Annotated in this window: 15 protein-coding genes and 1 pseudogene; 9 read left to right on the forward strand and 7 right to left on the reverse strand. The window is 71.0% G+C overall.

Annotated elements, in window-relative coordinates:
- Positions 1 to 50: 50 nt before the first annotated feature.
- The 4 genes from L2X99_RS08060 (at position 51) to L2X99_RS08075 (ending at position 5,995) form a co-directional block, all read left to right on the forward strand.
- Positions 51 to 680, forward strand: coding sequence for a PadR family transcriptional regulator (locus L2X99_RS08060; protein WP_236124170.1), 630 nt, complete (start codon positions 51 to 53; stop codon positions 678 to 680).
- Between the two features lie 2 nt (positions 681 to 682).
- On the forward strand, positions 683 to 1,465 hold the full coding sequence (locus L2X99_RS08065) for an ABC transporter ATP-binding protein (RefSeq protein ID WP_236124168.1): 783 nt from the start codon (positions 683 to 685) through the stop codon (positions 1,463 to 1,465).
- Between the two features lie 122 nt (positions 1,466 to 1,587).
- Positions 1,588 to 4,305, forward strand: a complete 2,718-nt coding sequence (locus tag L2X99_RS08070; RefSeq protein ID WP_236135829.1) for an FtsX-like permease family protein — start codon at positions 1,588 to 1,590, stop codon at positions 4,303 to 4,305.
- 358 nt (positions 4,306 to 4,663) lie between these two features.
- A complete protein-coding gene (locus tag L2X99_RS08075; RefSeq protein ID WP_236124165.1) occupies positions 4,664 to 5,995 on the forward strand; it encodes a hypothetical protein in 1,332 nt (443 codons plus the stop codon).
- Positions 5,996 to 6,094: 99 nt separating this feature from the next.
- Here the strand turns inward: L2X99_RS08075 and hpf are convergent, their stop codons facing one another.
- The 6 genes from hpf to mtrA all read right to left on the reverse strand — a co-directional run bounded on the left by hpf (position 6,095) and on the right by mtrA (position 11,667).
- Entirely contained in the window at positions 6,095 to 6,751 is a 657-nt protein-coding gene (gene hpf, locus L2X99_RS08080; protein ID WP_236124164.1) for a ribosome hibernation-promoting factor, HPF/YfiA family, read from the reverse strand.
- A gap of 89 nt (positions 6,752 to 6,840) precedes the next feature.
- On the reverse strand, positions 6,841 to 7,512 hold the full coding sequence (locus L2X99_RS08085) for a ComF family protein (RefSeq protein WP_236124163.1): 672 nt from the start codon (positions 7,510 to 7,512) through the stop codon (positions 6,841 to 6,843).
- A gap of 88 nt (positions 7,513 to 7,600) precedes the next feature.
- Positions 7,601 to 8,266, reverse strand: coding sequence for an LpqB family beta-propeller domain-containing protein (locus L2X99_RS08090; RefSeq protein ID WP_236135921.1), 666 nt, complete (start codon positions 8,264 to 8,266; stop codon positions 7,601 to 7,603).
- On the reverse strand, positions 8,149 to 9,306 hold the full coding sequence (locus tag L2X99_RS08095) for a GerMN domain-containing protein (protein ID WP_236135830.1): 1,158 nt from the start codon (positions 9,304 to 9,306) through the stop codon (positions 8,149 to 8,151). Before L2X99_RS08095 ends, L2X99_RS08090 begins: the two co-directional genes overlap by 118 nt.
- Positions 9,303 to 10,976 carry an MtrAB system histidine kinase MtrB gene (gene mtrB, locus L2X99_RS08100; RefSeq protein ID WP_236124157.1) on the reverse strand — a complete coding sequence of 558 codons (1,674 nt, stop codon included), beginning with the start codon at positions 10,974 to 10,976 and terminating at the stop codon, positions 9,303 to 9,305. The genes L2X99_RS08095 and mtrB overlap by 4 nt, the downstream gene beginning before the upstream one ends.
- 10 nt (positions 10,977 to 10,986) lie before the next feature.
- Positions 10,987 to 11,667, reverse strand: a complete 681-nt coding sequence (mtrA, locus tag L2X99_RS08105) for an MtrAB system response regulator MtrA (protein WP_236124155.1) — start codon at positions 11,665 to 11,667, stop codon at positions 10,987 to 10,989.
- Between the two features lie 257 nt (positions 11,668 to 11,924).
- Here mtrA and L2X99_RS08110 point away from each other — a divergent pair, with 257 nt between their 5' ends.
- The 5 genes and pseudogenes from L2X99_RS08110 (at position 11,925) to L2X99_RS08130 (ending at position 17,486) form a co-directional block, all read left to right on the forward strand.
- A complete protein-coding gene (locus L2X99_RS08110) occupies positions 11,925 to 13,304 on the forward strand; it encodes a hypothetical protein (protein ID WP_236126940.1) in 1,380 nt (459 codons plus the stop codon).
- Positions 13,301 to 13,945, forward strand: coding sequence for a DUF4129 domain-containing protein (locus L2X99_RS08115; RefSeq protein WP_236124153.1), 645 nt, complete (start codon positions 13,301 to 13,303; stop codon positions 13,943 to 13,945). Before L2X99_RS08110 ends, L2X99_RS08115 begins: the two co-directional genes overlap by 4 nt.
- Complete coding sequence (locus tag L2X99_RS08120) at positions 13,942 to 15,198, forward strand: DUF4350 domain-containing protein (protein ID WP_236124151.1); 1,257 nt, start codon at positions 13,942 to 13,944, stop codon at positions 15,196 to 15,198. Before L2X99_RS08115 ends, L2X99_RS08120 begins: the two co-directional genes overlap by 4 nt.
- A gap of 40 nt (positions 15,199 to 15,238) precedes the next feature.
- Positions 15,239 to 16,161 (forward strand): annotated as a pseudogene (locus tag L2X99_RS08125) (AAA family ATPase).
- 17 nt (positions 16,162 to 16,178) lie between these two features.
- Positions 16,179 to 17,486 (forward strand): DUF58 domain-containing protein, encoded by a 1,308-nt coding sequence (locus L2X99_RS08130; protein ID WP_236135831.1) that lies wholly within the window; start codon positions 16,179 to 16,181, stop codon positions 17,484 to 17,486.
- 172 nt (positions 17,487 to 17,658) lie between these two features.
- On the opposite strand, the gene katG is transcribed toward L2X99_RS08130, so the two are convergent.
- Positions 17,659 to 19,908, reverse strand: a complete 2,250-nt coding sequence (katG, locus tag L2X99_RS08135; RefSeq protein WP_236126877.1) for a catalase/peroxidase HPI — start codon at positions 19,906 to 19,908, stop codon at positions 17,659 to 17,661.
- Between the last annotated feature and the right edge of the window lie 19 nt (positions 19,909 to 19,927).

The raw sequence follows: 19,927 nt of genomic DNA on the forward strand, positions 1-19,927 counted from the left end.
CAGGTATGCATATACCCAGAAATGCAATACCGGGAAACGATCGGAGCGCCATGTCCGTCCGCCAGAGCCTTCTCGCCATCCTCGATCAGGGGCCGTGCTACGGCTATCAGCTGCGCGCCGAGTTCGACCGCCGCACCGGCTCGACCTGGCCGCTGAACGTCGGCCAGATCTACAACACTCTGGAGCGCCTGGAGCGGGACGGGCTGGTCGAGCGCGGTGCGGCGGACGAGGCCGGACACGTGTACTGGGAGATCACGGATGCCGGCCACGAAGCCGTCAAGGAGTGGTTGGACTCCCCCGTGCCCAGACAGGCCGGCACCCGGGACGAGCTGCCCATCAAGCTCGCCCTCGCCGCCACCCTCCCCGGAGTGGACGTGGAGGCCATCGTGCAGAGGCAGCGGAGGGCATCCCTGGCCGCACTGCAGGAACTCCGTCGTGTGCAGTACGCGGGCGCCGGGATGTCCACCGGCGATGACGACCTCGGCGGCGAGGAACTCGCCTGGCGCCTGGTCGCCGACGCGCTGATCTTCCAAGCGGAGGCGGAGGTGCGGTGGCTCGACCACGTCGAATCCCGCCTGCGCCGCCACACACCGCACGCGCTGAGCCTGGAGATCAGCGCCGAGAAGCCCCGTCGCGGCCGCCCGCCGCGCGCGGCCGCCGATGCACGGACAGGAGCATGATCATGAAGCGATCCGAGTACCGCCGGCAGCAGCATGAGGCCTCATCTTCGGAACGCACCCGTGATGCGCGCGACCCCGTCGTGCAGCTGGTCGGCGTCACACAGCAGTACGGCCACGGTGCCGGCTCGGTCTCTGCACTCTCCGGCGTGGACCTGACCGTGCACCCCGGCGAGTTGGTCGCGGTGATGGGGCCGTCCGGGTCGGGCAAGTCGACCCTGCTCGCGATCGCGGGCGGGCTCGCGACTCCCACATCCGGCGAGGTGATCGTCGAGGGCACCTACCTCTCGTCCCTGAACCAGAACGGCATCGCTCGGCTGCGCCGCCGCTCATTGGGCTACGTGTTCCAGGACTTCAACCTGATCCCGACCCTGACCGCGATGGAGAACGTGGCCCTTCCGCTCGAGTTGGACGGGATCGGGCGTCGCGCGATCAGCAGGGCTGCACAGGATGCCCTCGCGGCGGTCGACCTCCAGGACCGCCTCGACGTGTATCCCGATGATCTGTCCGGTGGTCAGCAGCAGCGCGTCGCGATCGCCAGGGCGATCGTCGGCGCACGCCGCCTCATCCTCGCCGACGAGCCCACCGGCGCCCTCGACTCCGAGACCGGCGAGATGGTGATGCAGGTCATCCGGCAGCGGGTGGATGCCGGTGCCGCGGGCATCCTCGTCACGCACGAGCCCCGGCACGCATCCTGGGCGGACCGGATCCTGTTCCTGCGCGACGGTCGCGTGGTCGACGAGACCGCCCGAGACGACGCCGCGCAGTTGCTCAGCGGGGCACGCTGATGTTCCGCGATGCGAGTTCCGAGGCGTCCGCGCGGGGATCGGGCTGGGCGCGCTGGCGTGTCGCGGGGCGGCTCGCGCGGCGTCAGGCACGCCGATCGCTCGGCTCCAGCATCCTGATTGTGTTGCTGATCGCGCTGCCGGTCGCGGGACTGGCGACGGCCGCGACGCTGGCGACGAGTCAGATCCCGACGCCGGAACAGTACCTCGACTCCCAGTTGGGAAAGACGCAGACCCGCCTCACCATCGTCTCCGGACCCGATCCGTCGTTGCGGCAGGCGCCGGTCGATCCCTCGTGGTGGAGCGTCGACGTCGACAGCGAGACAGTCGACCCCACGCATGCGGTCGAGGATCCACTCGACGACGTCGTACCGCTGCTGCCTGCCGGAACCCCAACACTGCGCATCGACGCCGCGACCGTGTTCATGAAGACCACGGCAGGCGTCGCATCGGTGTCGGCGCTGGTCGGCCCGGCCGGCGATCCCGCATTCGTGGGCCGCTACGACGTCGTGCAAGGGCACGCGCCGTCGAACGAGCACGAGGTGCTGGTGACCCAATCGGCGCTGGACGACATCGGCGCCGTCATCGGCGGCGACCTGCAGCTTCGTAACCCCGACCGGACGTTCACCATCACCGGTATCGTCGACATCGTCGACCAGCTCGACTCCACCCGCACGGTGGTCCTGCCGGACGCGGAGCCGGGCGAGCTGCTCGGCCAGGCGGCCTGGTATCTGCCCGACGACGCACTCACCTGGGAGCAGATCCAGCAGCTGAACACACAGGGTGTGACTGCCCTGTCGCGTACGGTCGCTCTCAACCCGCCGATCACTGGCACTGAGATGGACGCCGCACAGCTTGTGAACCCGTGGTCGATCCTCAGCGGTGTGCTGATCGGCGGCAGCATCGTCGCGGCGTTCGTCGCGTATCAGATCGCGCTGCTCGCGGGTGCGGCGTTCAGCGTCAGCGCGCGGCGACAACAGCGCGCACTCGCCATGACCGCCAGCGTGGGCGCGACGAAGAAGGACCTGCGCCGAATCATGGTGCTACAGGGGCTCGTGCTGGGCGGACTGGGTGCGGCGCTCGGCATCGTCCTCGGACTCGCCGGCTCCTGGGCCGCCATGCGCCTTCTCGACGACGGCAATCGCACCGTCTACTGGTCCTACGCGCCTCTCCCCTGGCTGCTCGCGGCGATCGCTGCGCTCGCCGTCGTGGTGGGCACCGCATCCGCGCTGCTGCCGGCCCGATCGGCCGCGAAAGTGGATGTGCTCGCCATGCTGCGCGGCGCACGGCGTCCACAACGCGCGAAGCGATCGCGCCCGATCTGGAGCATCGTGCTCATCATCGCAGGCGTCGCCATCACCGCGGTCTCGGTGGCGGGCATCCTATGGGTACGCGCATCCGCCGACGGCGGCGATCCCATCCGCTCCGACGACATCCGCGCCATCTCGCCGCAGATCGGCATCTTCGCCGGGCCCATCCTCGCGCAGATCGGCGTGATCGTCGGCGGCCACTGGCTGCTGACGCAGCTGTCCCGTCCGATCTCGAGGGTCGGGCTCGCACCGCGGCTGGCCGTACGCGACGCGGCCGCGAACGGCACGCGCTCGGCCGCCGCACTCGGGTCGATCGGTGCCGCCGTGATGCTCGGGACGTTCATCGTCGGCGCACTCTCCCTGACCGTTGGCACGCAGGCGCACGGCTACACTCCGCCCGCGCCACTCGGATCCCTGTTCGTCGAGGTGTACGGCACCGGCGAGGAACCGCCGAGCGATGCCCGCGTGCAGCGGGCGGAGGGAATCGTGCAGGCGCAGTCGCCCGCTTCAGTGGCGATATTGCGGTCGCCGGTGAGCGCGTACGAGGTTCCCGAGGGGGATCGTGCCGACGCCGAAGTGGCGCTCGCCGTTCCCGGCAAGCCAGTGCGCTGCACCGGGGACGAGAACGGCTCAATCGACGATGCCTGCGGTCACCTTCTGGACCTCACACAGGGGCTGTATGTCACCACCGCGGACTCGCTGCCCGCCCTGCTCGGACGGAGTCCGTCAGGACAGGAGATCCGGACTTTCCGGGATGGCGGGGCGCTGGTGTTCGACAATGAGCTTCTCAGTCCGGACGGGAAATCGCGGATCGGCTTCTGGAACGCGGAGCAGGCCTTCGAGAACGGCGGCCCCGCCGCATGGAACGAGGGCGACAACGTGCAGATGGGCGAAGGCGCGGTGCTCGAGCTCACGCCGCCGGAGCACATCGAGACCCTCCCTGCAGTGCTCGTGAAGACTCCTGATCAGTATCGCTACACGACGCTGATCTCGGAGGAGACCGCGGCGGATCTCGGTATCGAGACGAGCCAGGTGTCATTCGTCGCCGCCTTCGACGAGCCAGCCGATGAGCAGATGGTGGAGGCGATCAACGGAGCATCCGGGATCGACGCCGGCATCAGCGCGCAGGCAGTCACCGGACCCCCGAGTCCCGTGCTCGGCATCCTGCTGGTGCTCGGTGCCACCGGCATCCTCATGCTGGGCACCAGCGCGATCGTGCTGGGCCTGGCGCGGATCGACGGCGCCGCCGATGACGCGACCCTCGCGGCGGTCGGCGCGACGCCCGGGCTGCGGCGTGGAATCTCGTTCTGGCAGGGGCTGATCATCGCGCTGCTCGGCTCGCTGACCGGTGCCGCCGCCGGCCTGCTGCCGATCTGGGGACTGATCGCGGCCTCGCCCTACATGTACGCGGAGGACATCCCTTGGTGGGCCATCGCCGCGATCGCCGTGGGTCTGCCGCTGCTCGTCGCCGCGGCGAACGCCCTCACTTCCCGTCGACGCCCGGTCGTCACGCGCCGCACCGCCATCGCCTGACCCGCCCATCCCGAGCCTCGATCGCGCTGCCTTTCTCTGCTCCCGCGGCCCTTCCCTGCTCGCGCGGCGCACTTCCGCGCAGCGCGAGCAAGGAGCGACGGCGCGAACGCCGGGGGATGGCGCCTGCTGTGCGCGCGGTCAGGGATGGGTTTCGCGGGCTCCCGCGCGTGCCACCCCGAAAGGCATCCCTGTCCGCGTCGGCAACCCTGCTGCGCGCGGTCAGGGATGGGTTTCGCCGCCTCCGGCGCGCGTGACCGGCGGAACGCATCCCTGAGCGGACGGCGCCGACGACATCCGTTCTCGCACGGCGTAGCGGATCCACAGCCGGGTGAGAGGCGGGAACCCTGAGGATCGAACCATGGCCGGATTCTGGGGCAGACGTAGACGTGAGCAGGAAGAACTGACGGCGCAGGACGCCGATCTCGCCCGGCGTGCCGAGCAGGCGCTGGTCGCGGCCGACGAGCGCATCCGCACCACCGCGGACGAGCTCGTGTTCGCGCAGGCCGAGCTCGGCGAGTCGATGACCGCCGACCTCAAGGCCGCCCTCGCCGCGGTGCGCACGCATCTGCGCGAGGCTTTCCAGCTGCACCAGCTGAACCACGACGAGATCCCGGACACTCCCGAGGAGCTGCGCACCCGCAACGCACGCATCGTGCAGCTCTGCGAGTGGGCGGAGGACCTGCTCGACGAGAAAACCTCCGCCATCGCCGAGCAGGTCGCGCTCGTGCGCCGCTCCCCCGAGATCGTCGCCCAGCTGCGCAAGGACGCCGAGTCCCTCGCCGCCCGCATCCCGCAGGCTCGCGAGACCGTCAACCGTCTGTCGCAGAGGTACTCGGATGCGGCGATGCGCCGGGTCTCGTCCTCGCCCGATGAGGCGGAGCAGCTCGTGACCTTCGCGACGCACGGCGCCGATGTCTCCGAGCGGCGTCGCGCCGCGAAGCAGAACGAAGAGGCGAACCTCGCCCTGGAGACCGCGACGGAGGCCGTGCGCCGGGCCTCTGCCGTGCTCGACGGTGTCGAGGACTTCGAGATCCAGGCGCTGCGCGCCGAGTCGACGCTCGCCGCCGTGGTCGACGACTCGCGAGGCGACCTGATCGCCGCACGCACGGCACCGCAGACGCGGGAGGTGCAGACCGCGGCATCCGCTCTGGAGGCGGCTCTGGCCGCCCTGCCGGCGTCCGGCACCCGGAACGATCCGTTCACCGAGCTCACCGCGCTGCGCGAGGCGAACACCGGCCTGGACCAGGCGATCGCGACGGCGCAGTACCGTGCCGAGCATCCGCTTCCCACGCTCGAGCAGGTGCAGCACGCCCTCGACGATGCGGACCGCCAGCTGGGGATCGCGCGCCCGCTGATCTCCGGTCACCGCGGCTGGATCGGGGCCGACGCCCGCACCCGCTTCGCCGAGGCCGAGCGTCTGCGCATCGACGTGACCGGCATGCTGCCCGCCGAGGCGACCCGTGAGCAGGCGCTCTCCACCGCCCGCCGGGTGGGGCAGCTCGCCGCCGAGGCCCTGCAGCTCGCACAGCGCGACATCGAGTCGGCGCGACCGCAGGACTACGCCGGATGGGGCGGACCGAACCAGGGCGGCGGATGGGGAGGCGGCCGGCGCGGCGGCGGTGGCGACATCGTCAGCGGCGTCCTCGGCGGCCTGGTGATCGGCAGCATCCTGGACGGCATCTTCGACTGACGACACCCACCTAACGGGTTCGGGGCGGATCCTCGCGGCTGGGGCGGCTGCGCACCGCCCCGATCGCGAGAATCCGCCCCGAACGGATCACACGGGGATTCAGGAGGCGAGCTCCTCCTCCGGAGCCGCCTGCGTGGTCAGCGAGATGACACCGTAGTCCCAGCCCTTGCGGCGGTAGACGACGCTCGGGTGATCGGTGCGCACGTCGACGAACAGGAAGAAGTCGTGCCCGACCAGCTCCATGCGGTCGACGGCTTCCTCGACCGTCATCCACTCCGCATCGAAGTTCTTGGTGCGGATGACGACCGGCGAGTAGACCTCGTCCTCCTCGGCCTGGATCGGCACCGTCCCGGTCGCGACGGCCTTGAGCACATCCGCCGACGCCGGCTGCACATCGATGCCGGTGAGCGATCCGCTCCCCTTCTCGAAGTGCGCTCCACGAGGATGCTGCCGTCCGTCGATGCGCTTCTCCTTCGCGCGTCGCAGCTGCTCGGCGAGCTTGTCGACCGCGAGATCGAGGGCGACGAACTTGTCCGCGTCGACGGCCTCTGCGCGGACGACCGGGCCCTTGCCCACCAAGGTGAGCTCCACGGTCTCGTCCGGGACGCGTCCGTTGCGATAGGCGCGGTGGGTGACCTTGACGTCGATGCGCTGGGCCTTGGCTGCGAGCTGTTGCAGGCGTCCGAGCTTCTCCTCGACAACCGTCCGGAACCGATCGGAGATGCTCACTCCGACACCGACGATGCTCGTTTCCATTCCTGCCTCCTTGTCCCGGTCCTCCCGGCCAAGGGCGGACCGTGGTCGCCTTGTGTGCCCTACCGTAGTGCCGAGATCGGCGGATGTCACTACCCGTTCACCCCGTGTTCCGATCTGCGCGGGGTCGCCGCGAGGGCGAGTGCTCCGACGACGCGGTACCCGGCCCGCCGGAGCACCTGCGCGGCCTCATCGATCGTGGCGCCGGTGGTCACCACGTCGTCCACGATCACGACATCGGCGCCCCGAGGCAGTGCGAGGAGCGGATGCCGCACCCGCATGCTGCCGCGCACGTTGCGTGCTCGCGCATCGCGACCGAGGCCGCGCTGGTCCGTGTGCGAGCCCGTGCTCACGAGCATCCGGTGCGGAGTGCGACCTGCCGCGCGCAGCAGCAGCTCGGGAACGCGGTAGCCGCGACGGCGGAACGCGGCTCTGCTCGTCGGGACCGGGACGAGCAGGGCGTCGTCGCACTCCCCCGGGATCGCCGCGCGCAGCGCCGCCCCGAGTGGCCGCACGAGCAGCGTCTGACCGTCCTCCTTCACACGGCGGATGCACCGGGCGACGACCCCGTCGAACTCGTGCGCCGCGCGCACCGGCACGCCTCCGGGTGTGACGCGCCGCACGGGTCGTGCGTGCAGCGCCCGCGCGCAGTCGGGGCACAGCAGCGTACCGGGCAGTCCGCACCCCGGACAGTCCGCCGCGAGCAGGAAGGCGAGTGATTCCGCGCCGATGCGGCGCGCGCCGTCGATCCGGGAGAGGGGCATGAGCCGATCCTGCTGCCCCACAGGCGGGTCGCAGCCCGCGGTCTCCGGCGCTGTGCACGACCCGTCTCCGCCGGCGAGCTGGGGAGGGTCACTGTCCGGAGCGCGTTCCCAGCACCAGGACGCCGCTCAGGGACGCCTGCCACGTCGAGCCGCGCCGGGCGAAGACCACACCGTCGGACGAGAGCACGCGCACTCCCGTGATGGTGCGCGCCCCGGCGACCGACCGGGGGCCGGACGGCGCGGACATCGTCTCGGCCGGACCGCCGATCGGCTGCGTGAGCATGCGCGCGTCGTCGGTCGAGGTCAGGATCGCGACGGTGTCCGGCCCGACCCAGGCCAGGCCCTGCGCGGTGCCGGTGAAACGGCCGATCTCGTGCGTCTCGCCCAGGCCTATCGGCGTGCCGTCGTCGTCCCTGATCACGGCCGCCACGACGGCGTGGCGCTGACCGCCGACCGTCACGAGCGCCGCCGCTCTCGCGCCGTCGGCGGCGACGCGCAGCGCGGTGATCTCGGAGGCCTCCGGCCACGCTCGGGCGACGTCGTTCGGGGCGGCGTCGGGTCCGGTGGCCTTCAGCGCGCGGGGCGAGTCGTGCGGCACGGTCCAGGTGTATCCCCAGGCGTCCAGGCTCGGGGCGATCAGCCCGGGCCTGCCGTCGAGATCCACGACGTTGCTCGGCGTGGCCAGGTACACATGCCCGTCGTCGAGCAGCATCGCCGCCGCCGAGTCGTCCGCGGCGACGTCGATCGCGCGCAGGCGTGCGGCGTTCTTGTCCACCTGCGCCGACAGGTCGCCGACCGGCGCGATCTGGTCGCCCACCGCCGTACCGAAGCCGTCCTTGGTGAGCACCAGCGTGCCGGCGTCCGGGCCGGGCTGATCCACCTGCACCTCGCTGACGTCCAGCGGCTGCTGATCCACGGTGAAGCGCACCTCGACGACGCCGAGGGGGCGAGAGTGGCCTCCAGCTGGGTGCGCATGCGTGCCAGGGTGGTGGCGTCCAGGTTCAGCGCGGACCGGGTGAGGTCGACCTCGGCCACCTGGGACTGGTCGATCACGACGGCCCCTCGCGCCAGTCCGACCTCGTCTGTGAATGCGCTGCGCACGCCGGGCGCGAGCCACGGGGTCGGCTCCCCCGACACCAGCTGCTGCGTGAGAGTGGTCGCGGTCGAGGGCCGGCGCGGATACCAGCGCACATCGGGGACGAGATGAGCCCAGGACGGATCGAAGTACTGCAGCGAGTAGGAACGGTACACCAGCGGGAAGTTGACGGCGTCCAGGACGATGCCGTTCGGCGCCTCGGAGATCCGCCACTCGCCGCCCTTCTTGCGCTCCAGGTGGAACTTCAGCGGCGCGGTGTCGCCGATCCCGGCGGAGTAGGCACCCGCGCCGTCCACACTCGCGACCTGCGCGAGCTGCACCGTCACGTCGGCGCTGGTCGTGTCCTCGTCATCGATGTCGCCCACCGCCGTGATCGACCGGGACGCACTCGAGGTGTCCACGGTGACGCCGCTGGTGGGAGCCCAGCTGTCGCTCATCTCCGGCGTCAGGAACTCCCTGGCGATGCTCCAGTTGTCGATGGGCGTGATCCCCGCATCGAGGAAGCCCTCGACGATCTCCTGAGGGTCCGCGCCCTCCCTCGGGGTCGCGGCGTACTCGGTGAAGCTCGGGCCGTCGCCCTTCTCTCCGACGGCCAGGCCGACCGACACCGGCCCCGTCGTCGGCAGTCCGGTGCAGGAGGCCAGCAGCAGCATGGCGGCGGTGACCGCGCCGGCCGCCAGCGCACGGATGCCCCTCATCGGTCCTCCTCCTCGCCATCCGGCGTCGGGATCGGCTGGGTGAGCGCGCCGATGTCGGTGAGACTCTCCTGGGGTTCGAGCGGCACCGGGCTGGGACCGGACAGCTCACCGGGGTGCCGGGGAATCGTCAGGACGAAGTTGGTCCCGACGCCGAGTTCCGACCACACCTCCAGCGTGCCGCCGTGCAGTCGCGCATCTCCGAGTGCGATCGACAGACCGAGACCCGTGCCTCCGATGGTGCGCTTCCGCGACGGGTCGGCCCGCCAGAAGCGGTCGAACACCCGCTGGGCGTCGTCCGGACGCATGCCGAGACCGAAGTCGCGCACCCCGGCGGCGACGGCGTGCTGGTTGCTGTCCACGGTCACAACGATCGGCCGGCCCTCCCCGTGCTCGATCGCGTTGCCCACCAGGTTGCGCAGCACCCGGCGCACGCGGCGCGGATCCATGTCCACCGGCGAGTATCCGCCCGGCGCCACCAGCCGGAGCTCGATGCCGTGCTGATCGGCGAGCGGGCGCATCTGATCGACGATCTCCTCGGCGACCTGCGCGAGACCGGTCGCCTCCACCTCGAGCTGCACCGATCCGGCATCGTAGCGGCTGATCTCGAGCAGATCGGCGAGCAGCGTGTCGAATCGCTGCACCTGGGTGTGCAGCAGCTCGGCGGTGCGCGCGGTGGTGGGCTCGAACTGGCCCTTCTGGTCATTGATCATGTCGGCGGCCAGGCGGATCGTCGTCAGCGGCGTTCGGAGCTCGTGCGAGACATCCGACACGAACCGCTGCTGCACGAGCGAGAGCTCTCCGAGCTCCTTGATCTGCGACTCTATGCTGTCCGCCATCGCATTGAACGAACGGGCGAGGATGGCCAGCTCGTCCTCTCCGCGCACCGGCAGGCGCACGCCCAGGTCACCGGCGGCGAGGCGCGCGCTGGTCTCGGATGCCTCGACGATCGGCGCGGACACCGCGCGCAGCACCAGCCACGAGATCGCGGCGACGATCGCCACCAGAGCGATGCCCGCCAGCCACAGGGTGCGCTGCACGAACAGCAGCGTCTCGTCGGAGTCGCTGAGGTCGTAAGCGATGTACAGCTCGTAGACGGCTTTGCCGGGTACGAGAAGCTGCTGCCCGACGACGATCCCCGGCGGCGAACCTCCCTCGGTCGCCGGCACCGCGATGGACTGCCAGAACTGCTGCCGGTCGCCCTTCTCCGCCACCCTGGTCCGCAGCGGCTCGCTGATCGCGTCGACCGACAGTCCGCCGGCGCGGAACTCCGGCGGAATGAATCCCCCGCCGCCGAGGGTCTCGATGGGCGATGCCGTGATGAGGTCGGATGCTGCGGCCCTGGCCAGGTCGGTCTGGACGGAGCGCCACAGCGCCTGCAGCGCCGCACGATCGTCGGCGACGTTGCTGTTGTCGAGCGTGGTCTGCGCCTCGGCGACGGCGCGCTGCGACTTCTCGAGTGCGTCGTCCTTACGGGACTCGAACAGGTCGTTCTGGATCACCAGCGCCATCGCGACGCAGGTGATGAAGATCGCGAGAGAGGTGAGCAGCAGGGTGACGGCGATCGTGCGGAAGCGCATCGACCGGTTCCACAGCCGCACCACGGAGCGCGGCCAGCTCCTCCAGTCGCGCCATGACGCGACCGGAGCGGGCGTCACGCTCGTCGCCGTCATCGCAGGATCCTCAGCCGGCGCTCCCGGCTCGGTAGCCCACGCCCCGCACGGTCATCACGATCTTCGGGTTGTCCGGGTCGAGCTCGACCTTGGCGCGCAGCCGCTGCACGTGAACGTTCACGAGACGGGTGTCGGCCTTGTAGTGGTAGCCCCACACCTGCTCGAGCAGCATCTCGCGGGAGAACACCTGCTGCGGCTTCGACGCGAGCGCGACGAGCAGCTGGAACTCGAGCGGCGTGAGCGAGATCGGCGTCGTGCCGCGGCGCACCTCGTGCCCGTCCACGTCGACCACGAGGTCGCCGACGCGCAGCACCTCGGTGGTGGCCTGCGGAGTCGGCCGCAGGCGGGTGCGGATGCGGGCGACGAGCTCCTTCGGGTTGAACGGCTTGACCATGTAGTCATCGGCGCCCACCTCGAGACCTCGCACGACGTCCGCCGTGTCGCTCCTGGCCGTCAGCATGATGATCGGCACTCCGGATTCGGCGCGGATGCGGCTGCAGATCTCGATGCCGTCCATGCCGGGGAGCATCAGGTCGAGCAGCACGAGATCGGGACGCTGACTGCGCCACTGCTCGACCGCCTTTGCCCCATCGGCGCAGAACAGCGGCTCGAAGCCCTCGGTGCGCAGCACGATCCCGATCATCTCGGCGAGCGCCGTGTCATCGTCGACCACGAGGATGCGTGACGTCATATCGGCCCAGCCTCAACAATCTTTGTCCGCTACATGCGGCGCCCGGAGCCCTGACCCCGGCGCGACCGCACCTCCGCACAGCTTACTGAATCATGCTCTGCGCGTCCCGGAAGGGCCGCCCGGCACGTCGCGCACTCCTCGCAGACCCTCCGCGGACGGCCGCACCCGGGCCGTCGTCGACGTGCCCGAGGGGTGTGACACGATGGGAGCGCGCGGTGTGCCGCCTCATCGGGAGGCCGCGTGGGGAGGGAGTGCGCATGAGCAGCCAGGGCTGGACACCGGCGCCGAGGCGCGGAGCGATTCCGCTGCATCCGATGACGTTCGGGATGCTTCTCGGACGCTCCTTCGCGGCCCTGCGCCACAACCCGAAGGTGCTGTTCGGCTTCGCCGTCGTCGTGCAGCTGCTGAGCATGCTGGTCGTCCTGGTCGTACTCGGGGCGATCATCACCGCGAGCTTCCTGCGGCTGCAGACCGTGCAGCCGGGCTCGGACGACTTCGCGACGATCCAGGCCGGCACCACCGGGCTCGCGATCGTGTTCGGCATCGGCGCCGCGCTCCTCTCCGCCGCCGTGGCCGTCGTCCTGCAGGGCATCGTCGCCGCCGACGTCGCTCTCGCGGCGCTGTCGCAGAAGGGCACGCTGCGCGCGCTCTGGGCCCGGATGGCCCGGTCATTCTGGCGCCTGATGCTGTACGCCGTGCTGCAGGCCCTCGTCGTCGGCGGCGCCTTCACGCTCATCGCGATCGCCGTCTTCGCGATCGCCGCCGGCGCCGGCCTCGCGGGAACGGACGCCACGGGTCTGGCGATCACGCTCACGGTGCTGCTCGGCATCGGCAGCATCCCGCTGTTCGTCTGGCTGTACACGAAGCTGCTGCTCGTGCCCAGCGTGCTGGTGCTGGAGCGCGCGCCGCTGCGCACCGCCCTCGTGCGCTCCTGGCGGCTCACCCGCGGCCGGTTCTGGGTCGCGTTCGGGATCATGTTCCTGATCTCGCTGATCATGGGCGTCGCCGCCAACGTCGTCTCGATCCCCGGTGCGCTCATCACGTCGATCGTCATCGGCATCATCGCGCCCACGGGAGATCCCGACGTCGGGCAGATCGTGTCGATGGTGCTCGCATTCCTGCTGCCGCAGCTGCTGGTGTTCGCGGTGCAGGCGATCGGTCAGGTGGTGCAGTGCACCGGCGCCACGCTGGTGTACGTCGATTCCCGGATGCGCTACGAGGGCCTGGATCAGACCCTGATCGCCCATCAGGAGCGCCGTGCGGCGGGCTGGTCCGAGGAGCAGCTCGGCGACCCCTACGCCGTCGACCCCGCTCGCGCGGTGACGAAGGAGAAGCCGCAGGCTCCGGTGGCATCGTATGCATACGCGCAGCAGGCGTACGCGCAGCAGGCCCCTGCTGCGCCCTACGGATACGGGCAGCCGCAGGCGCCCGCACCGACCCCTTACGGATACGGGCAGCCGCAGGCGCCCATGCATCCGCCCTACTATCAGCCGGCACCCCCGGCATCCGCTCCTGCGCCGCCCGCACCCACGGCACCGCCGGCCGGCCCGGAGTCCACGCCGGCACCGCCGGCACCGCCCGCACCCCCGGCCCCGCCGCGCGACAGCAGCTGGACGCCCCCGAGCGGCGGCGCATGATCCGGCTGCTCGCGAACGCGGACGTGTACATCCCCGACGGGGACGAGGCTCGACGCTGGGCGCAGGACGAGCTCGCCAAGCAGATCTACGAGGAGGCGAAGCCGACCTGGTTCGACCGGATGTCGCGCGCGATCCTGGAGTTCCTCGGCGGTCTGTTCAGCAGCGACGGCTCCGGGGCCGTCGCCCCGTTCGCAGCCGTGCTCATCGTGCTGGTGATCGTCGCCGCGCTCGTCGTCGCCCTGGTCGTGTGGGGCCGCCCACGGGCATCACGGGCCATCCGTCGCCGCGCACATCTGCTGGGCGAGGCCGACGACCGCAGTGCCGCGCAGCTGCGCGCCGACGCCGAACGCGCAGCCCGCGAAGGCGAGTGGGATGCCGCCGTGACGCTGCGCTTCCGCGGCCTGGCACGAGGCCTCATCGAGCGCGACCTGATCGACCCCGCGCCCGGCGCCACCGCGCAGGCGATCTCGCGGGACGCCGGTGCCGCACTGCCCGCAGAGCACACCGCCCTGCACGAGGCGGCCTCGATCTTCGATCGGGTGCGATACCTGAGCGTGCCCGCGACCGAGGAGGACTATCGCGTGGTCGCCGGCACCGACGACCGGTCGACCTCGCTGCGGCCCGAGGCGGTGCCGACATGACCCTCGTCGCGGACGCCGCAGCGGCGCCGGGCGCGGACGAAGCCGCATCCACCGCCGCCGCCCGCCCGCGCGGGCGCTGGCGACGTCTGGTCGGATGGCTCGTCGTCGTGCTGATGCTGATCGGCGGCACCGCGATCGCCGCCCGTCTCGTGACGGCTCCTCCTGCCGTGGGCGCCGCGCTCGATCCGGAGGGTCCCGGCGACACCGGTGCACGTGCGCTGGCGGAGATCCTGCGGCAGCAGGGCGCCGAGGTGACCGTTGTGCGCTCGCATGCCGACGTGAGCGCAGAGCTCGACGACGGCACGACGCTCGCGATGGCCGACCCGGTGTACCTCACCGACGAGGCGGTGCAGGAGATGGTCGCGGACGCGCCTCGCACAGTGCTGCTCTCGAGCAGCGCGAGGACGCTGCGGCTGTTCGATCTCGGCGATTCCGCACCCGACCGGCCCGACCGCGCCTCGGCCGACTGCGACGAGCCGGAGTTCGCCAGGGTGGGGACCATCGTGCCCGGTCGCATGTTCGCCCCGGCGGAAGGCGTGGACGGCTGCTTCACCGGCCAGGACGGCAGCGCGGCAGTGCTCGTCGGCGGCTCCGAGTCGCAGCGGATCTCGCTCGCGGACGGGTCCGTGCTGTTCACCAACGGCCACCTCGCCGAGAACGGCAACGCGGCCCTCGGCCTCGCGCTGCTCGGCCAGACCGGCCGCGTGGTCTGGTACGTCCCCTCCTTCGGCGACAGCGACATCAGCGGGGAGGCGCCGGACACCCTCGGTGCCCGCACTCCCGGCTGGGTCACGCCCGCCATCCTCACTCTGCTGCTCGCCGGGCTCGCCGCCGCCCTCTGGCGCGGGCGCCGGTTCGGACCGCTCGTCGCCGAGACACTGCCGGTGACGGTGCGCGCTTCCGAGACGATGCACGGCCGTGCGCGGCTCACGGCGAAGGCGGCCGACGCACCGCACGCAGCCGCGGCGATCCGCGAGGGCACCGTCCGCAGGCTCGCCCAGCGCCTCGCCCTGGGCGACCGCGTCGCCGCGCACGAGGTCGCGGACGCGGCATCCGATCGGCTGCGCATCCCGCGCGGCACTCTGCAGGACCTGCTCGCGGGAGATCCGCCGTCCGACGATCAGCAGCTCGTCGAGATGGCCCGCCGCCTCGCCGAGTTGGAGGACGCCGTGGACGCCGCGCTCCATCCGGATCTCGCACCTCGAACCCCGACGACCGATCTCGATCCGGAAGGACATCCCCGTGACCGATGAGAACACCCCGACGACCGATGACTCGGCCCTGCGCCACGCCATGCACCGCGTACGGCTCGAGGTCGACAAGGCCGTGATCGGCCAGGCCGGGACCGTCACCGGTCTGCTGGTCGCGCTGCTCGCCCGCGGCCATGTGCTGCTGGAGGGCGTGCCCGGCGTCGCGAAGACGCTCGTGGTGCGCTCGTTCGCCCGCGCGCTGGGTCTGGACACCAAGCGAGTGCAGTTCACCCCCGACCTGATGCCGGGCGACGTCACCGGATCGCTCGTCTACGACGCGCGCACCGGTGAGTTCGAGTTCCGGCCGGGTCCGGTGTTCACCAGCATCCTGCTCGCCGACGAGATCAACCGCACTCCTCCCAAGACGCAGGCCGCGCTGCTCGAGGCGATGGAGGAGCGCCAGGTCTCAGCCGACGGCGTCAGCCGGCCGCTGCCGGATCCGTTCCTGGTGGCCGCGACGCAGAATCCGGTCGAGCACGAGGGCACCTACACCCTGCCCGAAGCGCAGCTGGATCGGTTCCTGATGAAGCTGGTCGTCGGGATGCCCGAGCGCGACGCCGAGGTCTCGGTGCTGCGCCTGCACGCCGAGGGGTTCTCCCCCGCCTGCTGAGCGGGGTCGAGGCCGTGATCACGGCCGAGGAGATCCGCGCCGCGCAAGAGGCCGCAGCACGAGTGCAGGTCACGGACGAGGTGCTGGGCTACGTCGTCGATCTGGCCAGGGCGACCAGACAGTCGCCGTCGGTCGAACTCGGCGCCAGCCCGCGCGCCGCGACAGCGCTGCTCGCCGCGGCGAAGGCATGGGCGTGGCTGAACGCCTCCACGGCGGTGACCCCTGACCACGTGCAGACCATGCTCATGCCGGTCTGGCGGCACCGCCTTCAGCTGCGCCCGGACGCGCAGATGGAGGGTGTGACCGCCGACGCCGTACTCGGCTCGGTGGTGCAGCAGACCCGGGTCCCGATCTGATCGCCTGAGGAGAGCTCGTGTTCTTCACCGGACGGTTCGCCCTGCTCGTCGGAGCCGGCGTCTTCCCGATCGCTCTGCTGACCGCGGCGGGCGCCTCGCCGTGGCTGGTGTTCGCGGCCTGGATCGCCCTGTGCGTCGTGCTCGTCGCGGTGGACGTACTGCTGGCGGCGAGCGCCCGGCAGGTGGTGGTCACCCGGCGGGTGCCGGAGCGCGCGCGACTGGGCGAGCCGGTCGCCGCGAGTGTGGCGCTGCAGAACACGGGACGGCGCACTCTGCACGCGCTGGTGCGGGATGCCTGGCAGCCGACCGCGGGTGCACCGATCGAGCGCACCCGTCTGGTGGTCCCGCCGGGAGAGCGCCGTCGGACGCCGGTCCCGCTGCTGCCCCGTCGACGCGGCGAACTCGTCAGCGAGTTCGTGATCCTGCGGTCCCGCGGACCGCTCGGTCTCGGCGGTCGTCAGACCAGGCACGATGTACGCGGCGCCATCCGGGTGCTGCCGGCGTTCGCCTCGCGCAAGCACCTCCCCTCGCGGCTGGCCCGACTGCGCGAGCTGGACGGCAACACGTCCCTCCAGGTGCGCGGTCAGGGCACGGAGTTCGACTCGCTTCGCGAGTACGTGCGCGGCGATGACGTGCGCTCGATCGACTGGCGCGCCACCGCGCGTGCCGGCACCACCATGCTGCGCACCTGGCGCCCCGAGCGCGACCGGCACGTGGTGATCCTCATCGACACCGGTCGCACGGCGGCGGCCCGCGTCGGCGACGGCACCCGCCTCGACGCCTCGCTCGAGGCGGCGCTGCTGCTCGCCGCCCTCGCGAACCGGGCCGGCGACCACGTGCACCTGCTGATGTACGACCGAGTCGCCCGCGCCCGCGTCACCGGAGTGGACGGTGCCCCGCTGCTGCCGGCGCTCAGCGACGCGATGGCGCCCGTGCACGCGCAGCTGATCGACACCGACTGGCCCAGCGCGTTCGCGGCGATCCGCTCGATGACCACGCGTCCGTCCCTGGTCGTGGTGCTCACCGCTCAGGATGCTGCGGAGTCGGCGCGTGGTTTCCTCGGCGCGTTCCCGCAGGCGTCGCGGGCGACGACCGTGCTGGTCGGCTCGACGACCGACGACGGCATCGTCCGGCTCGCACGTCGGCGCGACTCGCGCGCCGACGTGTATCTCGCGGCGGCTGCGGAGCGCACGATGCGCGACGCGGAGAACGTCGCGGACGCGGTCCGTCGCGCCGGAGGTGAGGCGATCGCCGCAGACCCGGAGTCGCTGCCGCCGAGGATCGCGGACCGGTACCTCGAGCTCAAGGCCGCCGGCCGCCTCTGATCGGGCATCGTCGGTCTCTCTCGTCGAGACCCCGCCGCCTCGCCCACGCCCCGCCTGAACAACCGGCAACCAGACGGGGCCCCGGCAACCGGACGGGGCCCCGGCAACCTGGCCGGAGCGACGGAACGGCCCCCGCCCCATGCGGGCGGAGGCCGTTCGACTGAGGGACGACTCAGACCAGGTCGAAGCGGTCCAGCTCCATGACCTTCGTCCATGCGGCCACGAAGTCGGCGACGAACTTGTCAGCAGCCGTGTCGGAGGCGTAGACCTCGGCGACCGCGCGCAACTCGGAGTTCGAGCCGAACACGAGGTCGGCGCGGGTGCCGATCCACTTGAGCTCACCGGTGGCGAGCTCGGTCGCCTGGAAGGCGTGCGAACCCGGGTCCAGCGGCTTCCACTCGTACGCCATGTCGAGCACGTTGACGAAGAAGTCGTTCGTGAGCACGCCCGGGCGGTCGGTGAGCACGCCGTACTTCGAACCGTCCCAGTTGGCATCCAGCGCACGCAGGCCACCGACGAGCACCGTCATCTCGGGTGCGGTCAGGTTCAGCAGACTCGCCTTGTCGACCAGCAGGTACTCCGCCTGCAGCTCGGCGGCGGTCGCCAGCGGACCCTGGTAGTTGCGGAATCCGTCGGCGAGCGGCTCGAGATACTCGAACGACGCGATGTCGGTCTTCTCCTGAGTGGCGTCGGTGCGGCCTGCGTGGAACGGCACGGTCACGTCGGTGCCGGCATCCCGCGCCGCCTTCTCGACGCCGGCATTGCCGGCGAGGACGATCAGGTCGGCCAGCGACACCTTCTTGCCGGATGCCTCGAACTCGGCCTTCACGCCGCGCAGCGCGTCCAGCACCTTGGCGGTGCGGGCCGGGTTGTTGACCTCCCAGCGGTTCTGCGGCTCGAGGGCGATGCGGGCGCCGTTGACGCCGCCGCGCTTGTCGCTGTTGCGGAAGGAGGCCGCGGCGGACCACGCGGTGGAGACGAGCTCCTGCACGCTCAGACCGGTCTCGAGGATCTGCTGCTTCAGCGCGGCCTCGTCGGCCGCATCGATCAGCTCGTGATCGACGGCGGGCACCGGGTCCTGCCAGATGAGCTCCTCGGTGGGCGCGAGCTTGCCGACGTACCGGGTCGACGGGCCCATGTCGCGGTGAGTCAGCTTGAACCAGGCGCGAGCGTACGCGTCCGAGAAGGCCTCGGGGTCGTCGCGGAACTTCGCCGAGATCGGCCCGTAGATCGGGTCGAAGCGCAGCGACAGGTCGCTGGTGAGCATGCGCGGCTCGCGGCGCTTGGTCTCGTCGTGCGCCATCGGAACCATGTCAGCACCGGCGCCGTTCTTCGGACGCCACTGCTTCGCACCGGCGGGGCTGTCCATCAGCTCCCACTCGTAGGCGTACAGAATGTGGAAGAACTCGTTGTCCCAGCGGGTGGGGTGGTACGTCCAGGTGACCTCCAGGCCGCTCGCGGTCTGGTCGTCGCCCTTGCCGGTGCCGAAGGAGTTCTTCCAGCCCAGGCCCATCTGCTCCATCGGGGCGTCCTCGGGCGAAGGGCCGACGAGGTCGGCGCCGCCCGCCCCATGGGTCTTGCCGAAGGTGTGGCCACCGGCGATCAGCGCGACGGTCTCCTCGTCGTTCATCGCCATGCGGGCGAAGGTCTCGCGGATGTCGCTCGCCAGCTCGATCGGGTCGGGGTTGCCGCCGATGCCCTCGGGGTTGACGTAGATGAGACCCATCTGCACCGCCGCGAGCGGGTTCTCCAGGTCACGCTTCTCACCCGGGGTGTAGCGCTTGTCGTCACCGAGCCAGGTGTTCTCCGAGCCCCAGTACACGTCGTCGTCCGGCTCCCAGGCATCCACCCGGCCACCGGCGAAGCCGAAGGTCTTGAAGCCCATCTGCTCCATCGCGACGTTGCCCGCGAAGATCATCAGGTCGGCCCAGGAGACCTTGTCGCCCCACTTCTTCTTGACCGGCCAGAGGATGCGCCGGGGCTTGTCGAGGCCGGCGTTGTCGGGCCAGCTGTTCAACGGCGCGAAGCGCTGCTGCCCGGAGTTGCCACCGCCGCGGCCGTCGGTGACACGGTACGTGCCCGCACTGTGCCAGGCCATGCGCACCATCGCGGGGCCGTAGTTGCCGAAGTCGGCGGGCCAGAAGTCCTGCGGGGTGGTCAGGACGGCCTCGATGTCGGCGCGCAGCTCGTCGAGGTCGACGGTCTTGAACGCCTCGCGGTAGTCGTACTCGGGGCCGTAGGGGTTCGTCGCGGGAGGGTTCTTCGCCAGCACGCGCAGGTTGAGCCGGCTGGGCCACCAGTTGCTCGCGGCCGATCCTGCGGCCCTGTTGGGGCCGCCGTGCACGACGGGGCAGGCGCCGGCGGCGGCTTCAGCCGCGGCTTCCTCCTGCGCGGTGGGGGTGTCGATGACGCCCTCGTTCATGTCGGTCATGATGTCCTCT

Origin of the sequence: Microbacterium sp. KUDC0406, assembly GCF_021582875.1 — a bacterium.
Taxonomy (GTDB): domain Bacteria; phylum Actinomycetota; class Actinomycetes; order Actinomycetales; family Microbacteriaceae; genus Microbacterium.